The sequence below is a fragment of the Streptomyces sp. NPDC006743 genome, assembly GCF_040703815.1.
In the GTDB taxonomy this organism is placed as follows: Bacteria; Actinomycetota; Actinomycetes; order Streptomycetales; family Streptomycetaceae; genus Streptomyces.
The window spans coordinates 67,119-89,458 of record NZ_JBEYJA010000033.1 but is presented as its reverse complement, the minus strand read 5'-3'; the positions used below and the strand labels follow the sequence as shown (position 1 = coordinate 89,458).

At 73.9% G+C, this 22,340-nt stretch carries 14 protein-coding genes and 1 pseudogene; 5 read left to right on the top strand and 10 right to left on the bottom strand.

Going from position 1 to position 22,340, the window contains the following annotated elements:
- Positions 1-117 precede the first annotated feature (117 nt).
- Positions 118-654 carry a hypothetical protein gene (locus ABZ719_RS24745; protein WP_366727368.1) on the bottom strand — a complete coding sequence of 179 codons (537 nt, stop codon included), beginning with the start codon at positions 652-654 and terminating at the stop codon, positions 118-120.
- A 656-nt stretch (positions 655-1,310) separates the two neighbouring features.
- On the opposite strand from ABZ719_RS24745, the gene ABZ719_RS24740 reads away from it, so the two are divergent.
- Positions 1,311-5,249, top strand: coding sequence for a glycoside hydrolase family 2 TIM barrel-domain containing protein (locus tag ABZ719_RS24740; protein WP_366727367.1), 3,939 nt, complete (start codon positions 1,311-1,313; stop codon positions 5,247-5,249).
- A gap of 82 nt (positions 5,250-5,331) precedes the next feature.
- Here the strand turns inward: ABZ719_RS24740 and ABZ719_RS24735 are convergent, their stop codons facing one another.
- From ABZ719_RS24735 to ABZ719_RS24710, 6 genes are all read right to left on the bottom strand, one after another.
- Entirely contained in the window at positions 5,332-6,582 is a 1,251-nt protein-coding gene (locus ABZ719_RS24735) for an MFS transporter (protein WP_366727366.1), read from the bottom strand.
- Entirely contained in the window at positions 6,560-7,111 is a 552-nt protein-coding gene (locus ABZ719_RS24730; RefSeq protein ID WP_366727365.1) for a GNAT family N-acetyltransferase, read from the bottom strand. Before ABZ719_RS24730 ends, ABZ719_RS24735 begins: the two co-directional genes overlap by 23 nt.
- A complete protein-coding gene (locus tag ABZ719_RS24725) occupies positions 7,108-8,325 on the bottom strand; it encodes a type III PLP-dependent enzyme (protein WP_366727364.1) in 1,218 nt (405 codons plus the stop codon). Before ABZ719_RS24725 ends, ABZ719_RS24730 begins: the two co-directional genes overlap by 4 nt.
- Positions 8,322-9,653 carry a DUF6271 family protein gene (locus ABZ719_RS24720; protein WP_366727363.1) on the bottom strand — a complete coding sequence of 444 codons (1,332 nt, stop codon included), beginning with the start codon at positions 9,651-9,653 and terminating at the stop codon, positions 8,322-8,324. Before ABZ719_RS24720 ends, ABZ719_RS24725 begins: the two co-directional genes overlap by 4 nt.
- Positions 9,650-10,681 (bottom strand): phytanoyl-CoA dioxygenase family protein, encoded by a 1,032-nt coding sequence (locus tag ABZ719_RS24715; RefSeq protein WP_366727362.1) that lies wholly within the window; start codon positions 10,679-10,681, stop codon positions 9,650-9,652. The genes ABZ719_RS24720 and ABZ719_RS24715 overlap by 4 nt, the downstream gene beginning before the upstream one ends.
- A 492-nt stretch (positions 10,682-11,173) precedes the next feature.
- Complete coding sequence (locus ABZ719_RS24710; protein WP_366727361.1) at positions 11,174-12,658, bottom strand: glycoside hydrolase family 3 protein; 1,485 nt, start codon at positions 12,656-12,658, stop codon at positions 11,174-11,176.
- A 473-nt stretch (positions 12,659-13,131) separates the two neighbouring features.
- Here ABZ719_RS24710 and ABZ719_RS24705 point away from each other — a divergent pair, with 473 nt between their 5' ends.
- The 4 genes from ABZ719_RS24705 (at position 13,132) to ABZ719_RS24690 (ending at position 18,221) form a co-directional block, all read left to right on the top strand.
- On the top strand, positions 13,132-13,896 hold the full coding sequence (locus ABZ719_RS24705) for a GntR family transcriptional regulator (RefSeq protein WP_366727360.1): 765 nt from the start codon (positions 13,132-13,134) through the stop codon (positions 13,894-13,896).
- A gap of 102 nt (positions 13,897-13,998) precedes the next feature.
- A complete protein-coding gene (locus ABZ719_RS24700; RefSeq protein WP_366727359.1) occupies positions 13,999-15,351 on the top strand; it encodes an AAA family ATPase in 1,353 nt (450 codons plus the stop codon).
- A 675-nt stretch (positions 15,352-16,026) separates the two neighbouring features.
- Complete coding sequence (locus tag ABZ719_RS24695; protein WP_366727358.1) at positions 16,027-16,440, top strand: hypothetical protein; 414 nt, start codon at positions 16,027-16,029, stop codon at positions 16,438-16,440.
- 560 nt (positions 16,441-17,000) lie between these two features.
- On the top strand, positions 17,001-18,221 hold the full coding sequence (locus ABZ719_RS24690; protein WP_366727357.1) for an MFS transporter: 1,221 nt from the start codon (positions 17,001-17,003) through the stop codon (positions 18,219-18,221).
- 259 nt (positions 18,222-18,480) lie between these two features.
- On the opposite strand, the gene ABZ719_RS24685 is transcribed toward ABZ719_RS24690, so the two are convergent.
- From ABZ719_RS24685 to ABZ719_RS24675, 3 genes and pseudogenes are all read right to left on the bottom strand, one after another.
- A complete protein-coding gene (locus ABZ719_RS24685; RefSeq protein ID WP_366727356.1) occupies positions 18,481-20,025 on the bottom strand; it encodes an MDR family MFS transporter in 1,545 nt (514 codons plus the stop codon).
- A gap of 116 nt (positions 20,026-20,141) precedes the next feature.
- The gene (locus ABZ719_RS24680) at positions 20,142-20,828 is read right to left on the bottom strand and encodes a helix-turn-helix domain-containing protein (protein ID WP_366727355.1); all 687 of its coding nucleotides are present in this window, start codon (positions 20,826-20,828) and stop codon (positions 20,142-20,144) included.
- Positions 20,829-21,062: 234 nt separating this feature from the next.
- Positions 21,063-22,266 (bottom strand): annotated as a pseudogene (locus ABZ719_RS24675) (cysteine desulfurase-like protein).
- Positions 22,267-22,340: the final 74 nt, after the last annotated feature.

Genomic DNA, 22,340 nt, shown 5'->3' with positions numbered 1-22,340 from the left:
ACACCACGCCCCCCCCCCCCAACACCCACCCCACCTCCCGCCCCGCGCCCCGGTCCCCCCCCCACCCGCCGTCGGCGGCGCCCGGCCCGGGCCGGCCGCCGCGGGCGGTCGCCGGGTTCAGACCGTCTTGCAGTGGTGGCCGGACTGCCAGGGCGCCCTGGTGCCCGCGCAGACCGCCACCCTCACGTTGGTCACGGAGGAGTTGCCCCACTGGAAGTGCTTCACCTTGTTGCGCTGGGGGCCCGCCCCGGCCTCGGGTCCCGACCACCTCCAGTAGGCGTGGCCGCCGATGAGCTTCTGGTAGTGCACGTAGACGTAGGCCTTGTGCCGGTCGGTGCGGGTGTCCTTGACGTAGGAGGAGGAGTAGTCGATCCGGGCGTTGTACCGGTTGTCCCAGCACAGGTGGAAGGCGGTGTAGGCCCCGGTCACGCCGCCCTTGCGGTACTGGTGGTGCGGCCAGTTCCGGCCGCACTCCAGTCCGGCCGCGGGCCGGGCCGAGGTGTGCCCGGCCGGGGTGAGGGCGGCGGTCGCCGCGGTGGCGGTGGCGCCGGTCGCCTGGGGTGAGGCGACGGCGCCGGCCGGTGTGAGGAGGAGCAGGCTGCTGCCCAGCATCGCCGGGCCGGCCAGGAGGGCCAGATTCTTGCGGATGAGCATGGTGGTGGTTCCCTGTCCTTCGGTCGTTCTTCGCGCGGGCGGACATTCCGGGGAGTGGCGTGGCCACCGGAAGAAAACCTCACCGGCCGGGGGGTGAACAGCGGCGGTCCGTGCGTCTCGGTCAATGTGGCGCCGCCGGTTTCACCGGTTCGTGACAGGGAAACGCCCGGGGGCGCCGGGGCGGTCCGCGCCCGCTTTCCGGTGGCCGGCGTCCGGGCCGGGGGTGCGGGCGCACCGCGGGTGACGCCCGGGGCGGGGGTGGTGCCGGTGCGGCCGGGGTGCGCGTCCGTGAAAGGCCGGAAGTCCAGCCGCCGTTGGGCCTCCCGCTCACCGGGGCGGGTGAATTCCCGTTGCGTGATGTTGACGGTCTGCGGATCGCCTCCGCCATCCCGCGGCCACTCCTCAAGAACGAACACAGTCCGACAGGATCATTGCCTCGGTTGCGTCCGGGTCCTAGGGTGTGCCTGGTTCCACCGCCCCCACTGTCACCAGCGGCAGTGAACTGTACCGGCGCCAACTCCCGTTCGAAATACCGACGTCGTGCCTGTCGTCGAGCCGGCGACCGGCGAAAGCTCGTGTTCGGTTTACCAACAGCATCGGACAGCTCCTGGTGTCCCGCCTTCCGCGGCGGCGCCCTGTCCGTCTCGAGGAAGGCCATGGTCATGCAGCACCCGCACGTGCCGTCCACGGATCGTCCCGCCCGGCCGGTCGTCAGCCGCCGCCGTCTGCTCGAGGCAGGAGCGGCCGTCCTCGGAACGCTCGCCGTGTCCTCCGTGCCGGGACAGGGACCGGCGTACGCGGCCGGCACCGGTGGCGCGGCGGCCACGGGCACGGAGTGGAACGGGCACATCGACGTCTTCCAGCTGGGGACCGAGCCGCCGCACACCACCCTCATGCCGTACGCGGACACCGCCCAGGCCCTGGCGGCCGACCGCACCCGCTCCCCGTACCGGCTGAGCCTCGACGGCACCTGGAAGTTCTCCTGGTCCGACCGCCCTGACGCACGCGACGACACCTTCTACCGCACCGACCTGGACGACTCCTCGTGGGACACCATTCCCGTCCCGTCCGTGTGGCAGATGCACGGCCACGACCGCCCGGTCTACGTCAACATCACCTACCCGTACTGGGGGCCCAACGGCCTGGGCGAGGAACCGCAGCCACCCGCCGCCCCGACCCGCCACAACCCGGTGGGCCAGTACCGGCGCACCTTCACGGTGCCGCGCGCCTGGGCGGGACGGCGGACGTTCCTGCACTTCGAGGGGGTCAAGTCCGCCCACTACGTGTGGATCAACGGGAAGCTGGCGGGTTACCACGAGGACTCGTACACCCCCGCCGAGTACGACATCACCGCGCACCTGAAGCCCGGCACCAACCAGATCGCGGTGGAGGTGTACCGCTACTCCGACGGTGACTGGATGGAGGACCAGGACATGATCCGGCTGAGCGGGATCTTCCGCTCGGTCCACCTCTACTCCACACCCGAGGTCCACCTGCGCGACTTCAAGCTGGAGACACCCCTGCGCGACAACTACACCGCCGCCGACCTGTCGGTGACCGCGAGCGTGCGCGCCTACGGCGGCGCAGGCACCGGCCGCTACACCGTCGAGACGCAGCTCTACGACCGGCGCGGACACGCGGTCTGGCCGCAGCCCCTGCAGCAGACCGCGGACCTCGCCTCCGCGCCCGCCGGCCAGGACGTGACCGTGACGGCCGCCAGGGAGGTCCCGCAGCCCCGGCTCTGGTCGGCCGAGCACCCCGAGCTCTACACCGCGGTGCTGCGCCTGCGCGACCCGTCCGGGAAGGTGACCGAGACCCTCTCGCACCGGGTGGGCCTGCGCGAGTTCGCCCTCAAGGACGGACTGATGCGGATCAACGGCCGGCCTGTCTCCTTCCGCGGCACCAACCGGCACGAGATGCACCCCGCCCGCGGCACGGCACTCACCCGCGCGGACATGATCGAGGACATCAGGATCATCAAGCGGATGAACATGAACAGCGTCCGCACCTCGCACTACCCCAACAACCCCCAGTGGCTGGAGCTGGCCGACGAGTACGGCCTGTACCTGGTGGGGGAGACCAACCTGGAGACGCACGGCATCCGCGACCGGTACCCGGGCGACCACCCCGACTGGACCCGGGCCTGCGTGGCCCGCGCGCAGAACATGGTCCACCGCGACAAGAACCACGCCAGCGTGGTCGTCTGGTCGCTGGGCAACGAGGCCGGAGGGGGCAGCACCTTCGTCGCCATGCACGACTGGATCCGCTCCTACGACACCACCCGGGTCATCCAGTACGAGGGCGACGACCGCCCCGGGATCAGCGACATCCGCTCGGCGATGTACGAGAGCCCCGCCCGCGTCGAGGCCCGCGCGAAGGACACGGGCGACACCCGGCCGTACGTCATGATCGAGTACTGCCACGCGATGGGGAACTCGAACGGCAACTTCAAGAAGTACTGGGACCTGGTCCGCCGGTACGACGTGCTGCAGGGCGGCTGGATCTGGGACTTCGTCGACCAGGCGCTGAACTGGCCCACGCCCGCGCGCATTTCGCTCACCGAGACCGGCCCCCGATCGCTCACCGGCGAAGTGATCGACCCCAGCGCCGGCTTCGAGCGCGCCGCGGGGGTGTCCGGCACGACCGTCTTCCCCCGCGACGACAGCCTCGACCTCACGGGCTCCCTCACCCTGGAGGCGTGGATCACCCCGCGCGTGACCGGCTACCACCAGCCGGTCGTGGCCAAGGGCGACACCCAGTACGCCCTCAAGCAGACCGACGGCAGACTGGAGTTCTTCATCCATGCCGCCGGGCAGTGGGCCACCGCCTCCTGGCCGCTGCCCGAGGACTGGACGGGCACCGAGCACCACGTCGCGGGTGTCTTCGACGCCGGGGCGGGCACCCTCACCCTGTACGTCGACGGCGTGGCCAGGGCCACCCGCACCACGACGCTGCGGCCGGCCGGCAACACGGCGCCGCTCGCCCTCGGCGGCGACGTCGACAACCCCACGCGGGAGTTCAGCGGCACCATCCGCCGGGCGCGTGTCTACGCCCGTGCGCTGAGCGCCGCCGAACTCGCCTCGGACGGCCGCGGCCCGGGCGACGACGGCGTACGGCTGTGGTTCGACGCCGCCACCGCGGCCGTCGCGCGCAGGCGGCCGCACGAGCGGACGTTCCTCGCCTACGGCGGCGACTGGGGCGACAACCCCAACGACGGCAACTTCCAGGCGGACGGCATCGTCACCGCCGACCGCGGCCACACCGGCAAGGCCGCCGAGATCAAGCGCGTCCTCCAGGCGATCGGCGCGGCGCCGGCCACGGGCGAAGCGGTGTCCGCCTCGGGGGCGGTCACCCTCACCAACGAGTACCTCTTCACCGACCTGCGGGAATTCGACGGACACTGGGCCCTGGTCGCGGACGGCGAGGTCGTACACCGGGGCAGGCTCACCCGCGACCAACTGGCCGTGGCACCGCTGTCCCGCAAGGACATCACCGTGCCGCTGCGGCTGCCCGCCCACCCGGCACCGGGCGCCGAGTACTTCCTCGAACTCTCCTTCACCACCAAGGAGTCCACCCCCTGGGCCGAGGCCGGCTTCGAGGTGGCCCGGGCGCAGCTCCCGCTCGACGCGGGCGGACCCGCCGTCACCCCGGTACCGCTGCGCGGCGTCCCGGCCCTGCGCCACCAGGACGGCGACGAGGCCGTCACCGTCACCGGCCGGGACTTCTCCGTCGTCGTCGACAAGCGCAGCGGCGTCATCACGTCGTACGAGGCGGCGGGCCGCAGGCTGATCACCTCCGGCCCGGCGCCGAACTTCTGGCGGGCCCCCACCGACAACGACCGGGGCAACGGCCAGCACACCCGCAACCAGACCTGGCGGGACGCCGGTGCCCGCCGCACGGTGACGGGCGTCGGCGTACGGGCCCTGGGCGACCGGGCCGTCGAGATCGAGGTCACCGGCACCCTGCCCACCACCGTCGAGTCGGCGTACACCACCACGTACACCGTGTTCGGCAACGCCGAGATCAAGGTGGAGAACACGCTGCACCCGGGCGCGGCGAACCTGCCCTACATCCCCGAGATCGGCACGCTGCTGCTCCTGCCCGCCCGCCTGGAGCACCTGCACTACTACGGGCGGGGACCCGAGGAGAACCACTGGGACCGCAACGACGGCACGGACGTCGGCCTGTACTCCGGGACCGTCTCCGGTCAGTGGACCCCCTACATCCGGCCGCAGGAGAACGGCAACAAGACCGACGTCCGCTGGGTCGCGCTCACCGACGGCGACGGGCACGGCCTGCTCGCCTGCGGTGAGCCGCTGCTGGAGTTCAACGCCTCGCACTTCACCCCGGAGGACCTGTCGCTCGGCGCGCGCCACGACTACCAGCTCACCCCGCGCGAGGAGGTCGTCCTGCGGCTGAACCACCGTCAGATGGGTGTGGGCGGCGACAACAGCTGGGGCGCGCACACCCATGACGAGTACAAGCTCCTCGCCGACCGCGACTACCGCTACACCTACCGGCTGCGGCCGCTGACCGACGTGGGCCGGGCGACCGCGGCGAGCCGCCGCCCGACCGCGACGACGTTCGAGGAGTGACCGGGCCCCACCGGTGAGCCCCGGCCCGTGAAGGGTGGCCGGGGCCCACCGGTGAGGACGCGCGCACCCGGGGGCCGGGGGGCTACTCCGCGGCCGCCGGGTGCTTCGCGTCCTCCGTGGCGGCCGGCGGCTCCTGCGCCGGCCGCGCGAGGGTGCTCCACCGGATGCGGCCGGCGGCGAGGGAGACGATCAGGGCCGAGACCGCCACCGCGGCCATGCCCGGCACCAGTCCGCACCAGCCCGCGATGAAGCCGATCAGCGCGGGACCGATCAGGAGCCCGGTGGTCCCCATGGCGGCCACCAGCGCCAGCGCGTCGGCGCCGCGCGCCGCCGCGGCCACGTAGACGCACGGCGTGACGGCGGCGGCGCCCAGGCCCACGCAGGCGAACCCGATCAGCGTCGGCACGACCCCGCCGGCCGCCAGGGCCAGCGCCAGCCCGACGCCCGCCACGGTACTGCCGACCCGGACCACCCGCCCGTCGCCCCAGCGGCTGCGCCAGCGGTCGGCGAAGACACGGGCCAGCAGCATCATCACCGAGACGACGGCGATGCCCATCGGCGCGACGCTCGCCGACGCCTCGGCGACCTCCTTCATGTACAGCGCGGACCAGTCGTTCATGGCGCCCTCGGTGATGGTGCCGAACACCATGGCGCAGCCCATCCACAGGGTGGCGCGCGCGGGCAGGGTCAGCGCGCCGCGGCGGCGCCCGGTCCGCTCGTCCCCTCGCGGTGCGTCCGGTCCGGCCGCCGGGGCCTGCTCGGGCTCGTCGAGCAGACCCCGCCGCGCGAAGGCCAGGAGCAGCAGCAGGAGGACGACGGCCACGGCGAAGTGCGCCGTGACCGCGGTGGTCACCAGGTTGACCCCGGAGGCCAGGAGCGCGGCGCCGAGCAGACCGGCGCTGAAGGTCGCGTGCAACTGGGACATCACGGTGCGCCGGAACCGCTTCTCCAGCGCGGCACCCTGGGCGTTCATGGCCACGTTCAGCGCGCCGACGGCCACCCCGTCGCAGCAGATGATCAGCAGGGCGACCGGGTAGTCGGGTGCCTTCGACAGGGCGGCCAGGAGCACCGCGAGGCACAGACCCGAGAGCAGCGACAGCCGCCGCGAGCCCAGCCTGCGCATCAGGTGGGAGACGAGCGGGAAGGAGACCGCGGCCCCCACCCCGCACGCCATCAGCAGCAGCCCCAGCTCCTGCTCGGACAGGCCGAGCCGGCTCTTGAGGGAGGGCAGCCGCGAGGTCCAGGTGGCGTACTGGAAGCCGAGGAAGCAGAACAGCGCCGCGACGGCCCATTTGGCGCGGTTCGACTCGTCACGGACGCGGAGCACCGTCATCACCGGGCACCTTCCTGGTCGAGGGTCGGCCCGCGGGCACCCTGGTTGACATGTACAGTGCTCCGTTTCCGTAGCCGGGCGGGACCTCGACGTCGGGGCGGGGCCGGTAGCCGTGCCTGCGCCAGAAGCCCTCCAGGCCCGCGACGGCGACCAGCGACATCCGCTCGTAGCCCTGGTCCGACGCGACGGCCGTGAGGTGGCGCACGAGCCGCCCGCCCAGTCCCCGGCCGCGGACGCGTTCGCCGACGACCAGGTCGTGCAGGTGGAGGTTGCGGGTGCGGTGAGCCGCCCGTTCGGGTGCGCTCAGGTCCGGGAAGGCGGACTCCGGGTAGGGCAGGGCGAGGACGTAGCCCGCGATCCGGTCGCCCGCGTCGAGGACGAAGCACGTCCCCGGGGAGACGCGTCCCCGGGACTCCAGCGCCGCCTGCCCTTCGGTGAGGCCGCTTCTGGCGTACGCCGCGGCCTCCAGGGCGGCGATGCCGGGCCAGTCGGCGTCCGTGACGGCGCGTATGCGCGGTGGCTTCGTCACGTCGGCCCGCCCCGCCCGGCGGACCGCCGCGGTGCGTCCGGCCCCTCGCCCGTCCAGGCGTGGGGCAGCGGGCGGAATCCGTTGAAGCCCTGGGTCGTGTAGCTGGCGGCGTAGGCACCGGCCGACAGGATCCACACCGGATCGCCCGACGCCAGGTCCGCGGGCACAGAAGTGCGGTGGCCGTCGGCGCCGTAGGCGTCGTCACTGTCGCAGGTCGGACCCGCGACGACGGCCGGCACCCGGGCGGCGCCGGTGTGCCCGGGGAAGACCAGCCGGTGGCAGAGCTGGTCCATCTCGTAGAGCCCGTTGAACTTGCCGCAGCTGAGGTAGAGCCAGCGCGCGAGCCGGCCGTCGGGCTGCCGGCGTGTGGTGAGGCGGTAGACGTGGGCGCGGACGGCGCCGTGGTCGGCCACCAGGTGGCGGCCGGGCTCCATGACGAACGCGAGGGGCCGGGAGCTGACCTGCCGCAGCCGGTCCATGCCGTCCCGGAGGACGGCGAACACCTTGTCCAGCGGGGGTTCGAGCGGGCGGCCGTGCCGGTCCAGGTAGCCGAGCGCCGGCAGGCCGCCCCCCAGGTTGACGTGGTCCGGGGCGATGCCCCGCCGGGCGAGCGCCACGACGACGTCGGCGAGCAGGTCGCAGGCGTCCCGCCAGGCCTCGGCCGTCATCTGCTGCGAGCCGACGTGCACGGACAGGCCCGCGGGCACCAGACCGGCCGCGCGAGCCGTCTCCAGCACCCGGACGGCGTCCTCGCCCGAGCAGCCGAACTTCCGGCTCAGTCCCCACAACGCACCCTCCCCGCTGGTGGCGAGGCGGCAGAAGACGCGGGCGCCGGGCGCGTGCGCGGCCACCGCCGCCACGTCCTGCGTGCTGTCGGTGGCGAAGGTGCGCACCCCCAGACGGTGGGCCTCGGCGATGCCCGCGTCGGACTTGACGGTGTTGCCGTAGTGGATCCGCTCGGCGGGCGCGCCCGCGGCCAGGGCCTGCGTGATCTCGGCGGGGCTCGCCGCGTCGAAACCGGCGCCCTCTGCCGCCAGGGACCGCAGCACCTCGTCGACCGGGCACGCCTTCATGGCGAACCGGACGCGGACACCGGGCAGTTCCTCCAGCAGGCGCCGGTACTGCCCCCTGATGCCGGCCAGGTCGTAGACCAGGCGGTCCGAGCCGGCGGCGGCCAGGGCGCGGGCCAGCCGCGCCGGTACGTCCGTGCTCACCCGCTCGTGCCCCCGGTCCCCTCGCTCCGGGCCGCGCGCGCCAGCGCCGCCCAGGAGTCGGTCAGCAGGGCGAACTCCTCGATGTCGCGCTCGGCCTGGTCGAGCAGCCGCTCGCGGTGCGCCACCAGGGACCGGGCGAACGCCTCGTACCTGCCGCCGAGTTTGCGGTAGGCGGTGTCGATCCGGTCCAGGCGCCACCGGTTCTCGGCCCGGTCCAGGCGGGTGCTCTCGCGCAGCAGACCGGAGACGGCGTCCGCCCGTACGTGCTGTTCGGCGTCGAGCAGGGCGGGGCCCGCCGCCGCCATCCGGTCGTAGACGAAGTGGAAGTAGAGCATCGACAGGAGGAACTTCACGAACCGGGTCTGGTACTGCCGGAACCCGGCGTCGGTGCGCCGGTGCGGGGTGTAGAAGTTCTCGATGTGCCGGTTGTGCAGGACACCGGGCAGCGTGGCGTCGTGCACCAGGTGGATCAGGAAGTAGTCGCTGCCGATGGTGTCGGTGGCCGGGGGCAGCGGTACCCGTTCGTACACCTCGCGGCTGAAGCTGATGTTGCACATGTCCACCCGCATGGGGTCGACCAGGGTCAGCGTCGAGCGGTCCGCGGTGAACGGGGCGGTGCCGGCGCCCCGGAAGGACTCCTCGACCAGTTCCCGCTTGCTCTCCTCGGACCAGTGAGAGGGCGCCCACAGGCTCACGACCTCGTGATACACCGTCTCGTCCAGCTCGGCCATCTCGCCGATGTCCACGGACAGTTCGCCGATGAAGGAGGCGCCGGCCATCGCCACCGGACGCCCGGCGTGGGCCGTGTCCAGGACGGTCTCGGACACCTCGTGCGCCACCTGCGCGGCGGGGCGGCCGAGCGCGGCCACCTCGTGGCGGACGGGGTGGACGGGAGCGCCGTCCAGTGTCTGGTAGGCGCTGTCGGAGTCCCGGCGGTGCACCGACCGGCAGCCCAGGGCCGCGGCGATCAGGAAGGCGCGGTCGGTGCAGGCCCCGTAGGAGACGGCGGACGGGAGCAGGAGGGACAGCAGCCGCTCGGGCTCGGCGCAGCCGGCCCGCCGGATCACCCGCTCCAGGAAGGCGCGCTGCTCCTCCTCGTCGAGATGGTGGGCGACGACGCCCGCAACGGCGGGGAGCGCGGCCATGACCCGGGCGTGTTCGGCGCGGGCCGGCTCGTCACTGGAGTCGAGGACGAGCAGGTGGACCTCGACGCCGAAGCGGCGGGCCGCGTAGGCGGCCTCCCCGGCGACGGCCGTCAGGGTAGCGGAGCACGCCCGGTTGGTGGGCAGTGCCAGACAGATCCGCTCGGGTGCGGCGGTCCCGCTCACGCGGCGCTCCCGTGACCGCTCCAGGAGTCCAGCCCGAGCAGCTTCCTGCCCAGGCCGTTGAGGGTGGCGGGCCCGTACCGGTCGGCCTCGGGGCGCACGGCGTCGCCCAGCAGCGTCGGGTTCCAGTCGGGGGTGCTGAGCGTGCGCCACGACTCCACGCGCGAGCGCCGCAGTTCCTCGTGTTCCTCCAGCGCGGGCATCATGGACAGGTACTGGGCGGCGCGCACGCCCCGCTGCGAGACGTTGGGCGCCACGCCGTGGGCCAGCAGCCCGTTGAAGATGAGCAGGTCGCCGGCGCGCAGGTCGGGCCGCACCACCGGGAACTCAGTCCGGTCGACCGCCGGGCGGATCGGGTCGCGGTCGCGCGGCTGGCCTATGCGCCACTCCTCGAACCGCTTGAACAGCTCGGGCGCGCACTGGAAGCCGCCGAGCGCGGGGTCGGTGTCGTTGAGCGCGAGGATGCCCTGCACCCGCTGCGGCAGCACGGCCAGTGTGGTGTCGACGTCCCAGTGCAGCTCGATGTCGAAGCCCTCGTCGGTGGGCGCAATCAGCGAACGCGAACGGCTGCCCCGGTTGGGCGGGTTGAGGTTGAGCCGGTCGAGGGTGACCCACAGCTCCTCGCAGTCCCAGACGTCGACGAAGGCGTCGTAGACCCGCTGCGTCTGCCGGCTGTCCCACAGGAGCTGGTGGTGGTACGCCTCGACGAAGCCGTAGACGTGCAGGTCGCGGTCGAGGTCCGAGCGGAACGCGCGCTCCTCGTACCAGGTCTCGGGGCGGTCCGGGTCCAGGCCCTGGAACTCCCAGGCGAACTCCAGCAGGCTCCTGGCCGCGTCCGGTGCGACGGCGCCCCGGACGACGACGTAACCGTAGGTCTGCCAGAAGGCGAAGTCCTCCTCGGACAGCACGCGCAGCGGACGGGACTTCTCGATGTCGCGCAGCGGTGTCTGCGCGAGGTAGGTCTCGCCGTCCGCGCTGAAGTAGGGGCGGGCCGAGGGAGCGCGATGCAGATGGGGGGTGGATGCCGGCATGGAATCACTCCAGGGCGTGTGGTTCTTCAGTGGCCGAGCGGCCGGAACCCGGCTCTGCGCGATGATCGAGCCGAGGCACTCTCAAGTTGGACTAGACCACTTGTGGTGTCAACGCGGGTCCGCCGAAGCTGCCCCCAAGTGCCTCTCAAATGCCGGTTACCGGGCGTGCACCGGTGGGGGCGCGTACCGGTGGTGCGGGCGTGCTCCGGCGGGGCGGGCGGGCATCTGCGGCGGCCGGGCGCAGCTCCGAGGGCGGCGCGGGTGTCCGCGCCGCCCTCGGAGCCGGCCTTGTAGCGGAGCTACCAGGGCCTTTCGGCAACGCCGCAAGCGTGCGTGCCGGGCGTCGCGTGCCGGGCGCCCCTTTTGTTCGCAGCTCTTACGGGGCCCGTGGGGCCCTTGGCGTGCCGTTGTCCGTCTGCGCCGGCCGGTCACCCTTCCGTGCCGGCCGGTGCCGCTGCCGGCCCGTGCCCGTCCGTGCCGCGCGGGCCCGTGTCAGCCCGCGACGATGCGCTCGGCGGCGGCCACCCCGCACACGCGGGCGGCCCCGTGCGTGGCGATGTGCACGGCACCGCGGGCGGGGGACTGGGGCACGCCCATCTCGACCACGACCGTGTCCGGCCGGGCGGCGAGCAGCGCGTCCAGGCCCGACCGCATCCACGGGTGGCGGTGCTCGTCGCGCACCACCGCGACGATCCTGCGCCCGCCCGCGGCCGCCAGGGCCTCCTGGCCCGCGTCCGGGCCGGTGAAGGTGCCCGTCGTGGTGCCCGGCAGCAGCCGCTCCAGCTCCGCTCCCACGCCCCACGGCGTCTCGTGGCCGACGGCGATGTTCGGTGCCGGGTTGAACGTGGCGACGTAGACCGGCCGGTCGACGGCCTGTGCCGCGCCGGCGCGGGTGACGGCCAGCGCGCGGCGGGCCGCGACGAGCCCCACCTCCGGGTCGGCCTCGACGGTGGCGCCGCTGCGCGCCCGCGCCGTCCACCGCGCCAGCTCCCGCACCCGGGCGGCGGCGTCCGCCAGCCGCTCCTCGGGCAGTTCACCGGAGCGGACGGCGGCCACCAGCGCGTCGCGCATCTTCAGCACCGTGCCCTCGTCGCACAGCCCGCCGCCGACGCAGATCGCGTCGGCGCCCGCCTCGATGGCCAGCACGACCCCGTGCTCCAGGCCGTAGGTCCGCGAGATCGCCTGCATCTCGATGCCGTCGGTCACGATCAGGCCGTCGTAGCCGAGTTCACCGCGCAGCAGCTCGGTGAGGATGCGCCGCGAGAGGGTGCCCGGCCGCCGCGGGTCCAGCGCGGGCACCAGGATGTGCGCGCTCATCACGGCCCGCGTACCGGCCTCGATGGCCGCCCGGAACGGGACCAGCTCACGCTTGCGGAGCGTGTCCTCGTCGACGTCGATGCGCGGGACGGCGTGGTGCGAGTCGACGTTGGTGTCACCGTGGCCGGGGAAGTGCTTGGTGCAGGCGGCGACACCGGCGGCCTGCATGCCCTGGACGTAGGCGGCCGTGTGCCGGGCCACGAGGCCGGTGTCCGCGCCGAAGGCCCGTACGCCGATCACCGGGTTGCCGGGGTCGGCGTTGACGTCGGCGGACGGCGCCCAGTTGAGGTTGACGCCGCACCCGGCGAGGCGGCGGCCCAGCTCGCGGGCGACGCGCCGGGTGAGGCCGGGGTCGTCGATCGCGCCGAGCGCGTGGGCGCCCGGGAAGGCGGAGCCCGTCCGCACGTCGAGGCGGGTCACGTCCCCGCTCTCCTCGTCGATCGCCACCAGCAGGTCGTCGCGCTCCGCGCGCAACCGGGCCGTCAGCTCGGCGACCTGCTCCGGGGAGGCGACGTTGCGGCCGAACAGGGCGACGGCGGCCAGCCCTTCGCCGATGCGGCGGTGCACCCAGTCGGGCGCGGTGGTGCCGGCGAACCCCGGCTGCAGCACCGCGAGGGCGTCGCGGGCGAGGGACTCGTTGCCGGTGGCACTCATGGTCATCGGGGGCGTCATCCTTTCGCGGCGCCGTCGCTCGGACCGCGCTCACAGCCTTGCCCTGCGGGTGAGGTGAAGGACCGGGAACGGCACCCCGGGCGCAGGGCCGCCCGGCCGCCGGCCGCCGCCCGGCGGTCACCGGGGAGCTGCCCGCACCGCTTCGTCCTGGACGTGCGGCACGGCCCCCTCCTTCAGGTGATGCTCCGGCGCACGCCCCTCGGGTCCGGACCGCGCAGCCCACCCTCGCGCTGCGACCGGGGATCCGGCACCGATTGGTGTAGACCTTCACCGGGGAGCTTGGCCTAGACTTTTGCCCGGCGTCAAGGCGGCCCGGCGGACCCGGCCGGCCCGCCGCGCGGCGGTGCGGGCCGCGGCCGTTCCGCCCCCGCCGCCGGCGCACGCCCCTCTCATCTGGACTGGACCAATGGCGAGTTGAGGGCTATAACGGGAGGCCGGTGAGACGGCCGGGAAGGCGGGCCGTGACCAACGTTGTCAGCAGCGCCCGACACGAGCGGCCCCAGCCGGGCCGCCGCGTGCGGGTCCCCACGTACTACCGCATCAAGCAGCACGTTCTGGAAATGACGGAGGCGCTGGTGCCCGGCTCCCGTATGCCCGCCGAGCGATTACTCGCCCTCCGGTTCGACGCCTCGCGTACCACCGTCCGGCTCGCCCTCCAGGAACTCGCGAGGGAGGGCAGGCTCGACCGGGTGCACGGGAAAGGCACGTTCGTGGCCCGGCCCAAACTCCGACGTACTCTCCAACTCATCTCCTACACCGAGGAGATGAGTGCCCAGGGCCTGCGGCCCGCCACCCGGATCCTGGACATCGGCGAGACCGGGCCGGACGCACGGCTCTCCCGGCTGCTCGGCCTCGGCCCCGGCGAACGCGTACTGCGCGTCGAACGGCTGCGCCTGGCCGACGGCGAACCCACGGCCGTCGAGACCACCCACCTGCCCGCCCGCCGGTTCCCGTCCCTGCCGCAGTCGCTGGCGGTCCACGGCTCCCTGTACACCGCGCTCACCGAGGACCACGGCGTGCGCCTGGCAGAGGCCGAGGAGACCATCGAGGCCGCCGTCGCCAGCCCGCGCGAGGCCGCCCTCCTCGCCACCGACGTCGGCCTCCCGATGCTGCTGCTCACCCGTCACACCCGCGACGCCGACGGCCTCCCGGTGGAATGGACACGCTCCGTCCACCCCGGCTCCCGCCACACCTTCACGGTGCCCCTGACACGTCCCCGGCGCTGAACCGCCCACCGCGCCGGGCCCACGTCCCCCCAACTCCCCGCCCCGCAGCCCCACCACACCGATCCAGGGATGTCATGACAAGCACGACGAGATGGGCATGACGTGACCGACACCACCACACTGGAGGCGCTCGCCGCGACTCTGGTCCACGCCCGGGAGGCGGCCTGCCTCACCCAGGAGGACCTGGCCCGCCGGTCCGGACTGAGCGTACGGGCCATCCGCAACCTGGAGACCGGACACACCGCCCGGCCCCGCAAGCAGTCCCTGCGCCTGCTCGCCCAGGCACTCGGCCTGCCGCCCGCGGACGTCGGACGCCTGCTGCGCACCCCCCGGCCCGAACACCGCCCCGGGCCACGGCCCGTGGCCCTCTCCGCGGAACTGCCCGCCGCCCCCCGCCCCCATCTGGCCGGCAGGCAACCTCTCCTGGACCGGCTGCACGCCCACCTCGTCGCACAGGAACACCCCGACCGCGGGCGGCTCGCCGTCGTGGTGGGGCCGCCGGGCGCCGGGAAGACCGCACTGATCCTGCGCGCCGCCCACACCGCGCGCGCCCGGTTCCCCGACGGCCAGGTCTTCGTCGACCTGCACCCGGCGGGCGCCGCCCCGCTCACCCCCGACCGGCTCGTCCGCCGCGTCCTGCGCTCCCTGGGCGGTACGCCCGACACGGACGGCCCGGAGGAAGCCGGCGCACGGCTGCGCGACGTCCTCAGCAGGCGGCGCGTCCTCGTCGTCCTCGACAACGCCGCCACCGAGGCACACATACGCCCGCTGCTCGTCGACGACGCGCGCAGCGCGGTCCTCGTCGCCGCCCGGCGTGAACTGCCCGCACTGCATGACCAGTTGGAGCTACGGATCGGCGCACTCGACCGGCCCGACGCCCACCGGGTGCTGGACGACCTGGTCGGCGCCGCGCGCACCCGGGCGGAACGCTCCGCGGCCACGGACGTCGTGGAGTCCTGCGCACGGCTGCCGCTGGCCCTGCACATCGCCGGACTCTGGCTCACCACCCGCCCCCACCGCTCCCTGCGCGACCTCGCCCACCGGCTGGCCGACGAGGAGCAGCGCCTGCGCTTCCTGCGCGTGGGGGACCTGTCCTTGCAGGACAGCGTCGCCGCCCACCACCAAGGGCTGCCCCCGCAGGTCACCGTCGCACTGGAGCGACTGGCGGCGCTGCGCGGCGACTTCGGCACCGACGAGGTGACGGCCCGCGTCACACCGTCGAGGGAGCACGCCGCCGACCTCCTCGACGAACTGCTGCATCGCCAGGTCACCCACGTCAGCACCGCCGACGGCGCGGGCGGGACCCGCTACCGCCTGCACGACGCCGTACGCCTGTACGCGGCCCACTGTCTCACCGGGCCGCCCGGCCACACCGCGAGGACGGCCCCGCCCGCCCTGCCCCGGCAGCGCCTCCCGCAGCGCCGCAGGGACCCCCGGCTGCGCGCCGCCACCTGAGCGGGGACGGCCGCCCGAGCGAAGAGCCTGCGCCGGCCGAGGCGCTGCCGCGCGGCCTCCCGTACGCGGTGGTCCTGGCCCGGCGGCTGAGGCGGGACGGCCGCTGGGGCCGGGCCCCGGGAACGGTCCGGGGCGCATGCCGGACGGTGACCGCCGCGCGCCGTTCGTCGGACCGGCGGCATGCCACCGCCTGGACTGCCCGGCGGTACGCCGGAAGCCCCGGGTCGCCCCGGCGTATGCCGAGCCATGGGGTCCGTTCGGGTGCCGGGAGTCTCGGCGGCCCGCGCGTGTGCGGAGCCCGTGCCGTCCGTTCGTACGCAGGGTGCCTTGGCGGTCGGTGCGTGTGTCGAGCCCTGCCGCCGGTTCGTGTGCTGGGAGCCCCGGTGGTCCGCGCGTGTGCCGACCCCGCGCCGACTGTCCGCACGCCGGCAGCCTCGGCGGGCCGCGCGCGTGCCGGGAGTCCCGGCGGTCCGCATGAGTGCCGGGAGTCTCGGCGGTCCGCGCGTTCGCCGAGCCCGTGCCGTCCGTCCGCCGTGTTCCGCGTACGTGCCGTCGTATTCCGGCATATCGCCACGGAACTACCCGGCCTTCCGCCATACTCGACGCGTCATCCCCCACGAGGCCGTGCCGGGACGGACCCGCGTCGCGGCCCCCGACACCCCTGTGGAGCACACGATGCGCACACAGCTCGCGGCAGGTCTCGGCACCCTGGTGCTCGCCGCCGCCACACTTCTCGGCCAGTCCGCGACCGCCGGGGCCCAGGCCGCGGCGGACCCCACCAGCCACTTCGACGTCCCCTACGGCAACACCTACACCCGGGGCACCCTGACCTGGCACAACCGGTCGGTGAGCATCTCCGGTGAACACAAGTCCGTGAGCCCGACGTCCTGCCGGACGACCTGGCTCACGACGTACAGCGGCACGAAGCCCCTCGGGGCCGACGGCTACCGCCCCTCGGTGTGCGGCGCGTCGGCGAAGTTCACCTTCTCCGTCGTGGCCGACGCCCCCGGCGGGGCCACCCGGGTCAAGGTCTGCCTCGACCACAAGGGCATCGAGGACCTCGCCTGCAAGTACTACAGGCGCCCCTGACCCGCCCGCTCGCCGGCGCCCCTGGCCCGTCTCCCGGACCGGTGTCCCTGGCCGGCGCCCCCTGACCGGTCTCTCCGACCGGCTCCCGCGAACCGCCCGTGCTCCGGCGGGCCTTGACCTGCCACCGGCACGCCCTGATATGTTCCATCCGATTCCCGGGGCCGCACTCGACGGTCCCCGGACCCGGCCTCACCGAGCCGTCACGGACCTCACCGCCCTCGTATCCGACGAACCACCGCCCCTTCGGGCGCGTTCCTCGTGCTTCCGGCGTACGCGACAGCGACCGGCCCCCGACCGACGGGCGGCCACGGCAGGCCACCCGCACAGCACACCCCACCGGCGAGCGTCCGGTGGGGTTTCGCTGTTTCTCCACCCGGCACCGCCCGCCGAGCGCTGCCGGTCCACCACCAGTTCGCCGCGGCCCGGCCGCGGCCCACCCTCCGGGAGCCCGTATGACCTCCACCTCGCCCCAGCCGCCGCCGGCGGAACCCACGCGAAACGGAGCTCCCACCGCGTCCGGCGGTGCGGGAGCGGACGACGGGCCGCCGAGGGAGGTACCGGTGCCGCTGCGCCGCCTCCCCGGCTTCCGCTGGTTCTGGACGTCGCGCGCGGTCTCCGGGCTCGGCTCCGCCGTGACGGCGGTGGCCCTGCCCGTGCTGACCTTCCAGGAGACCCGCTCGCCGCTGCTGGTCTCGCTGGTCGCCGCGGCCGGAACCCTGCCCTATGTGGTCTTCGGGCTGATCGCCGGTGCCGTCGCCGACCGGACCGACCGGCGTCGTCTGATGATCGCCACCGACTGGCTCAACGCGGCCTGCCTCGCCTCGGTCCCGCTCGCCGCGTCCCTCGGCGCGCTGACGGCCGGACACCTCCTGACCGTGGCGTTCGCCTCCGCCGCACTCGGGCTCTTCTTCGACGCGGGCGTCTACGGATTCGTCCCCGACGTCGTCGGCAAGGACGATCTGGCGGCGGCCAACAGCGTCCTGTACGGCACCGAGACCGTCGTCCGTATCGCGGGCAACGCGCTGGCGGGCGGTCTGATCCTGCTCTTGCGGCCCGCCGGCACCCTGGCCCTGGACGGCCTGTCCTTCGCCGTGTCCGCGCTGCTCATCAGGGCCGTCTCCCGCACCGCCGGACGCCCGGGCGCACCCGCGGCGCGGCGTACCGGGTTCCGGGAGTCCGTGGGCGAGGGCCTCCGCTTCCTGCTCGGGCACCCCACGCTGCGCGTCATGACTCTGGTCGGCACCCTCCAGTCGTTCTCCGGCGGGGCGATCGTCGGCCAGCTCGCCGTCTTCGCCGACCGGGTGCTGGGCATCCACGGGACCGACGGGCGGATCGGGCTGCTGTACATGGCGTGGAGCGCCGGGGGCATCGGCGGGTCCGTGCTGCTGCCCCGGCTGCGACGCCGCTTCGCCGCCTTCCCGCTGCTGCTCGGGGTGCTGCCGGCGGGGGCGGTGCTCGGCCTGGTCGTGGTGCGCACCTCCGACTGGCGGGTCGCCCTCCTCGCCCTGGCGGCGTGGGGATCGGCGTACCTCGTGGTCCTGGTGAACACGATGACCTACTCCCAGGAGGTGACCCCGCCCGGACTCCAGGGGCGGGTCAACACCACCCGCCGGATGCTCTCCTCGGGCCTGGGCGTGCCGCTCGGCGCCCTGGTGGCGGGCGCCCTCACCGTCCGCGCCGGCGTCCAGGCCGGGATGTCCACCGCGGTCGTCGCGATCGCCCTGGCCGCGGCCGTCGTCTGGGGCGTCCACGCGCGCCGGCGGACACGGCCGCGGAGTTAGAGGTGCGGACAGAAGTGGGTTGCGATCAGCGGCCGGTGTCCGGTGCGTGCGATCGCGGGGCGCCGCAAGGTTCTTGTGGCGGAGCTGCCAGGGCCTTCCGGCAACGCGGCGAGGGGGCGTGCCGCCCGCCGGGGCCCGCTCCTGTCCGCAGCTCTCCGGGTCTCGCGTTCGGATCGTGCCGGGCTCGGGGGTCCGGCACCGCACGGCGCAGGGGGCGGTGCGCCCGCGGCACCGCCCCCTGCGTGGTCATGACCGCGGATCAGCCGACCGGCGCGGCGGCGTTGGACTCCTCGGCGAGCCGTTCCATGCCGCTGGTCGTCTTCAGCGGCTTCTCCTTGAGGAACACGACCGTGATCAGCGCCAGCAGCGCACAGGGCGCGGCCACCAGGAACAGATCGGCGGTGGCGACCCCGTAGGCGTGCTCGACGATCGAACGCATCGGGCCGGGCAGGGACTTCATGTCCGGCACCCCGCTCCCGCCGCCCTGCTGACCCGCGGGGGCCGTAATGCCCGCCGCCTTCAGGCCCTTGGCCAGCTCGGTGGTGACCCGGTGCGCGAGGATCGCGCCGAGGACGCTGGTGCCGACCGTGCCGCCCATGCTGCGGAAGAAGGACAGCACCGACGTGGCGGCGCCCAGCTCGGCGGCGGGCACGTCGTTCTGCGCGGCCAGCACCAGGTTCTGCATCAGCATGCCGACGCCGACCCCGAGCACCGCCATGTAGAGGCTGAGCAGGGCGAAGGGCGTGTCGGCGTCGATGGTGGACAGCAGGGCGAGGCCGACGGTCATCGTGACCGCGCCCGCCACCAGGTACCGCTTCCACCGGCCGGTCCTGCTGATCACCTGGCCCGCGACGGTCGACGACACCAGCAGGCCGAGGATCATGGGCAGACTCATCAGACCGGCGACGGTCGGCGACTTGCCCAGCGAGATCTGGAAGTACTGCGAGAGGAAGACCGTACCGCCGAACATGGCGACACCGACGAAGAGGCTCGCGACCGTCGTGAGCGTCACCGTCCTGTTGCGGAAGATGCCGAGCGGGATCACCGGCTCCGCGGTGCGCGCCTCCACGAAGACGGCGGCGACGAGCAGCAGCGCTCCGGCTCCGGTGAGCGCGGCCGTCTGCCAGGAGGCCCAGTCGAACTGGTTGCCCGCCAGCGAGACCCAGATGAGCAGGGCGCAGACACCGGCCACGATGAGGAAGGCACCCAGGAAGTCGATCCTCACCTCGCGCCGGACGGTGGGCAGGGTCAGCGTGCGCTGCAGCAGCACGATGGCCAGCAGCGCGAACGGCACGCCGATGAAGAAGCACCAGCGCCAGCCCAGCCAGGAGGTGTCGACCAGGACACCGCCGACCAGCGGCCCGGCCACCGTGCCGACCGCGAAGACGGCGCCGAACATGCCGGCGTACTTGCCCAGCCTGCGCGGCGGGATGACGGAGGCCATGACGACCTGGGCCAGCGCGGTCAGACCGCCCGCGCCGATGCCCTGCACCACCCGGCTGAAGATCAGCAGACCCACGCCGTGGGAGAAGCCGGCCAGCAGCGACCCGACGACGAACATGCTGAGCGACAGCTGGAGCAGCAGTTTCTTGTTGTAGAGGTCCGACAGCTTGCCCCACAGCGGCACCGTCGCCGTCATGGACAGCAGCTCGGCGGTCACCACCCAGGTGTACGCGGACTGGCTGGCACCGAGGTCGGCGATGATCGTGGGCAGGGCGTTGGACACCACGGTGCCCGCCAGGATCGCCACGAACATGCCGGCCATCAGGCCCGACATGGCCTGGAGTATCTGACGGTTGGTCATGGCGGTGGGAGACGCCTCTGCGGGCGCCGGTGGTGAGGTCACGACAGCTCTTTCGACACGGGTGAACGGGTGGAGCGGACAAGAGGGGACGGCCCTGCGAGCGGGCCGGGCAGGCGCTACGCCGGGGTGCCGGGCGCCGGTGGCGTCGGCAGTCCCGCGGCGAGCAGTGCGAAGACCTCGCGGAAGACGTCGGCGAAGGCGGCTTCCTCCTGGCGGGAGCACCAGTGCTCCACGCTGACCCGCACGGCGGCGCTCGCGATGGCGGCCACCAGACGCGGGTAGAGGTCGAGGGGGGCGGACGGCTCCTCGGTGTCCCCGGCAGACCGGCCGGGCGAGCCGGCGCCCGCGGCCAGGCGCGCGGCCACGGCCTCGGCGAGCCGGGTCTCGTACGCCATGTGGGCCCCGAGGCTGCGGACCAGGAGGTGGGGCGCGGCGTGCAGGACGTCCACGTGCAGGGTCCACAGCTCGTGCTGCTGCTCGACGCCCACCAGCTCCGCCGCCACGGCGTCGCGGACGGCCTCCAGCGGGGAGAGCGCGGCGGGGGCGTCGAGCACGGCGCGCCGGACCCGGGTGCCGGCGTCCGCGTCGAGGATCAGGAAGGCGTCCTCCCGCGACTCGAAGTAGTTGAAGAACGTGCGTACGGACACGCCCGCCGCGGCGCTGATCGTCTCCACGGTGACCTTGTCCACGCCGTGCTCGGCGGCCAGCCGTACGGCGGCCTCGGTGAGAGCGGCGCGCGTCGCCCGCTTCTTCCGCTCACGCAGTCCGCCCCCAGCGGTCTCTTCCTTCGCCACAATGTGCATGTTATGCAAAAATGCAGAGCATGCAAATTGGAGCCGGGGCCGTCGGCCGGTCCCGTTCCTCCCGCACCCGTGACGCCGCCACCCCTGGTCCTTGACGTCACCTCAGCTTTTGTGCCGGCGAACGTGTTCGCCCCGGCGGGCGCCCGGCCGGGGGCCTTCGCCGGCGACCTGGACACCGCGCGCTGAACACGGCGGCCCCCCGGCGCGTCACCCGCTCACCAGCCCGTCTCCCCCTCACCGGGGCAGGCGGGCCGGCGCCGTGAGCAGCCGGTCGACGTCCTCGGCGCTGCTGTACGGCGCCAGTCCCACCCGTACGCCGCCCTCGTCGCCCAGACCGAGGCGGCGGGAGGCCTCCACCGCGTAGAAGGACCCGGCGGGGGCGTCCACCGCGTGCGCGGCCAGATGCCGGGAGACGTCGGCCGGGCGCAGGCCGGCCACCGTGAACAGGAGCGTCGGCGTGCGCCGCGCGGCCCGCGAGTTGGACCGTGATCCCGCCCAGGTCCGCCAGACCCCGCTCGATCCGCTCGCACAGCGCCTCCTCGTGGGTCTCCAGAGCCGCGAAGGAAGCGGTCAGCCGTGCCCGGCGACCGCCCCGCGCCCCGGGTTCCAGGCCGGCGAGGAAGTCCACCGCGGCACCGGCGCCGGCCAGCAACTCGTAGGGCAGGGTGCCCAGTTCGAAGCGTTCGGGGACGGCGTCGCTGGAGGGCAGCAGTTTGTCGGGACGGAGGGTCTCCAGGAACGCGGGCCTCGCCGCCGGCACGCCCAGGTGCGGGCCGAGGAACTTGTAGGGCGAGCACACCAGCGTGTCCGCGCCCCAGGCGGCCAGGTCGACCACCGCGTGCGCGGCGTAGTGCACGGCGTCCACGTGCAGCAGCGCGCCGGCCTCGTGCGCCAGGTGCGCGAGCGCCGGGACGTCGGGGCGGGTGCCGATCAGGTTGGACGCGGCGGTGACGGCGACCAGCCGCGTGCGCGCGGACAGGACGTCCGCCAGGTGCTCGGGGCGCAGCTCGCCGGAGTCCGGGTCGAAGTCCGCCCGGCGCACCCGCGCGCCGACCGCCTCGGCGGCCTGCACCCACGGCCGGATGTCGCTGTCGTGGTCGAGGCGGGTGACCACCACCTCGTCGCCCGGCGCCCAGGTCCGGGCGAGCGTACGGGACAGGTCGTACGTCAGCTGGGTGGCGCTGCGGCCGAAGACGACACCTCGCGGGTCGGCCCCGAGCAGGTCGGCCAGGGCGCCGCGGGCCCGGATGACGATGTCGTCCGCGTTGCGCTCGCCCTGGGTGGTCCGGCCCCGGTTGGCGAGCGGTCCGGCCAGGGCCTCGGCGACGGCGTCGATGACCGGCTGCGGCGTCTGGGTGCCGCCGGGCGCGTCGAAGCGCGCCGAACCGGACTTCAGCGCCGGGACCTGGGAGCGGATGACGTCGACGTCGAGGGACACGCGGCCTCCTGGTGGGCGCGGACGGCTCCGGCCCGCGCCGGCTGACGCGGTCGCGCACATGATCGCAGCTCCGG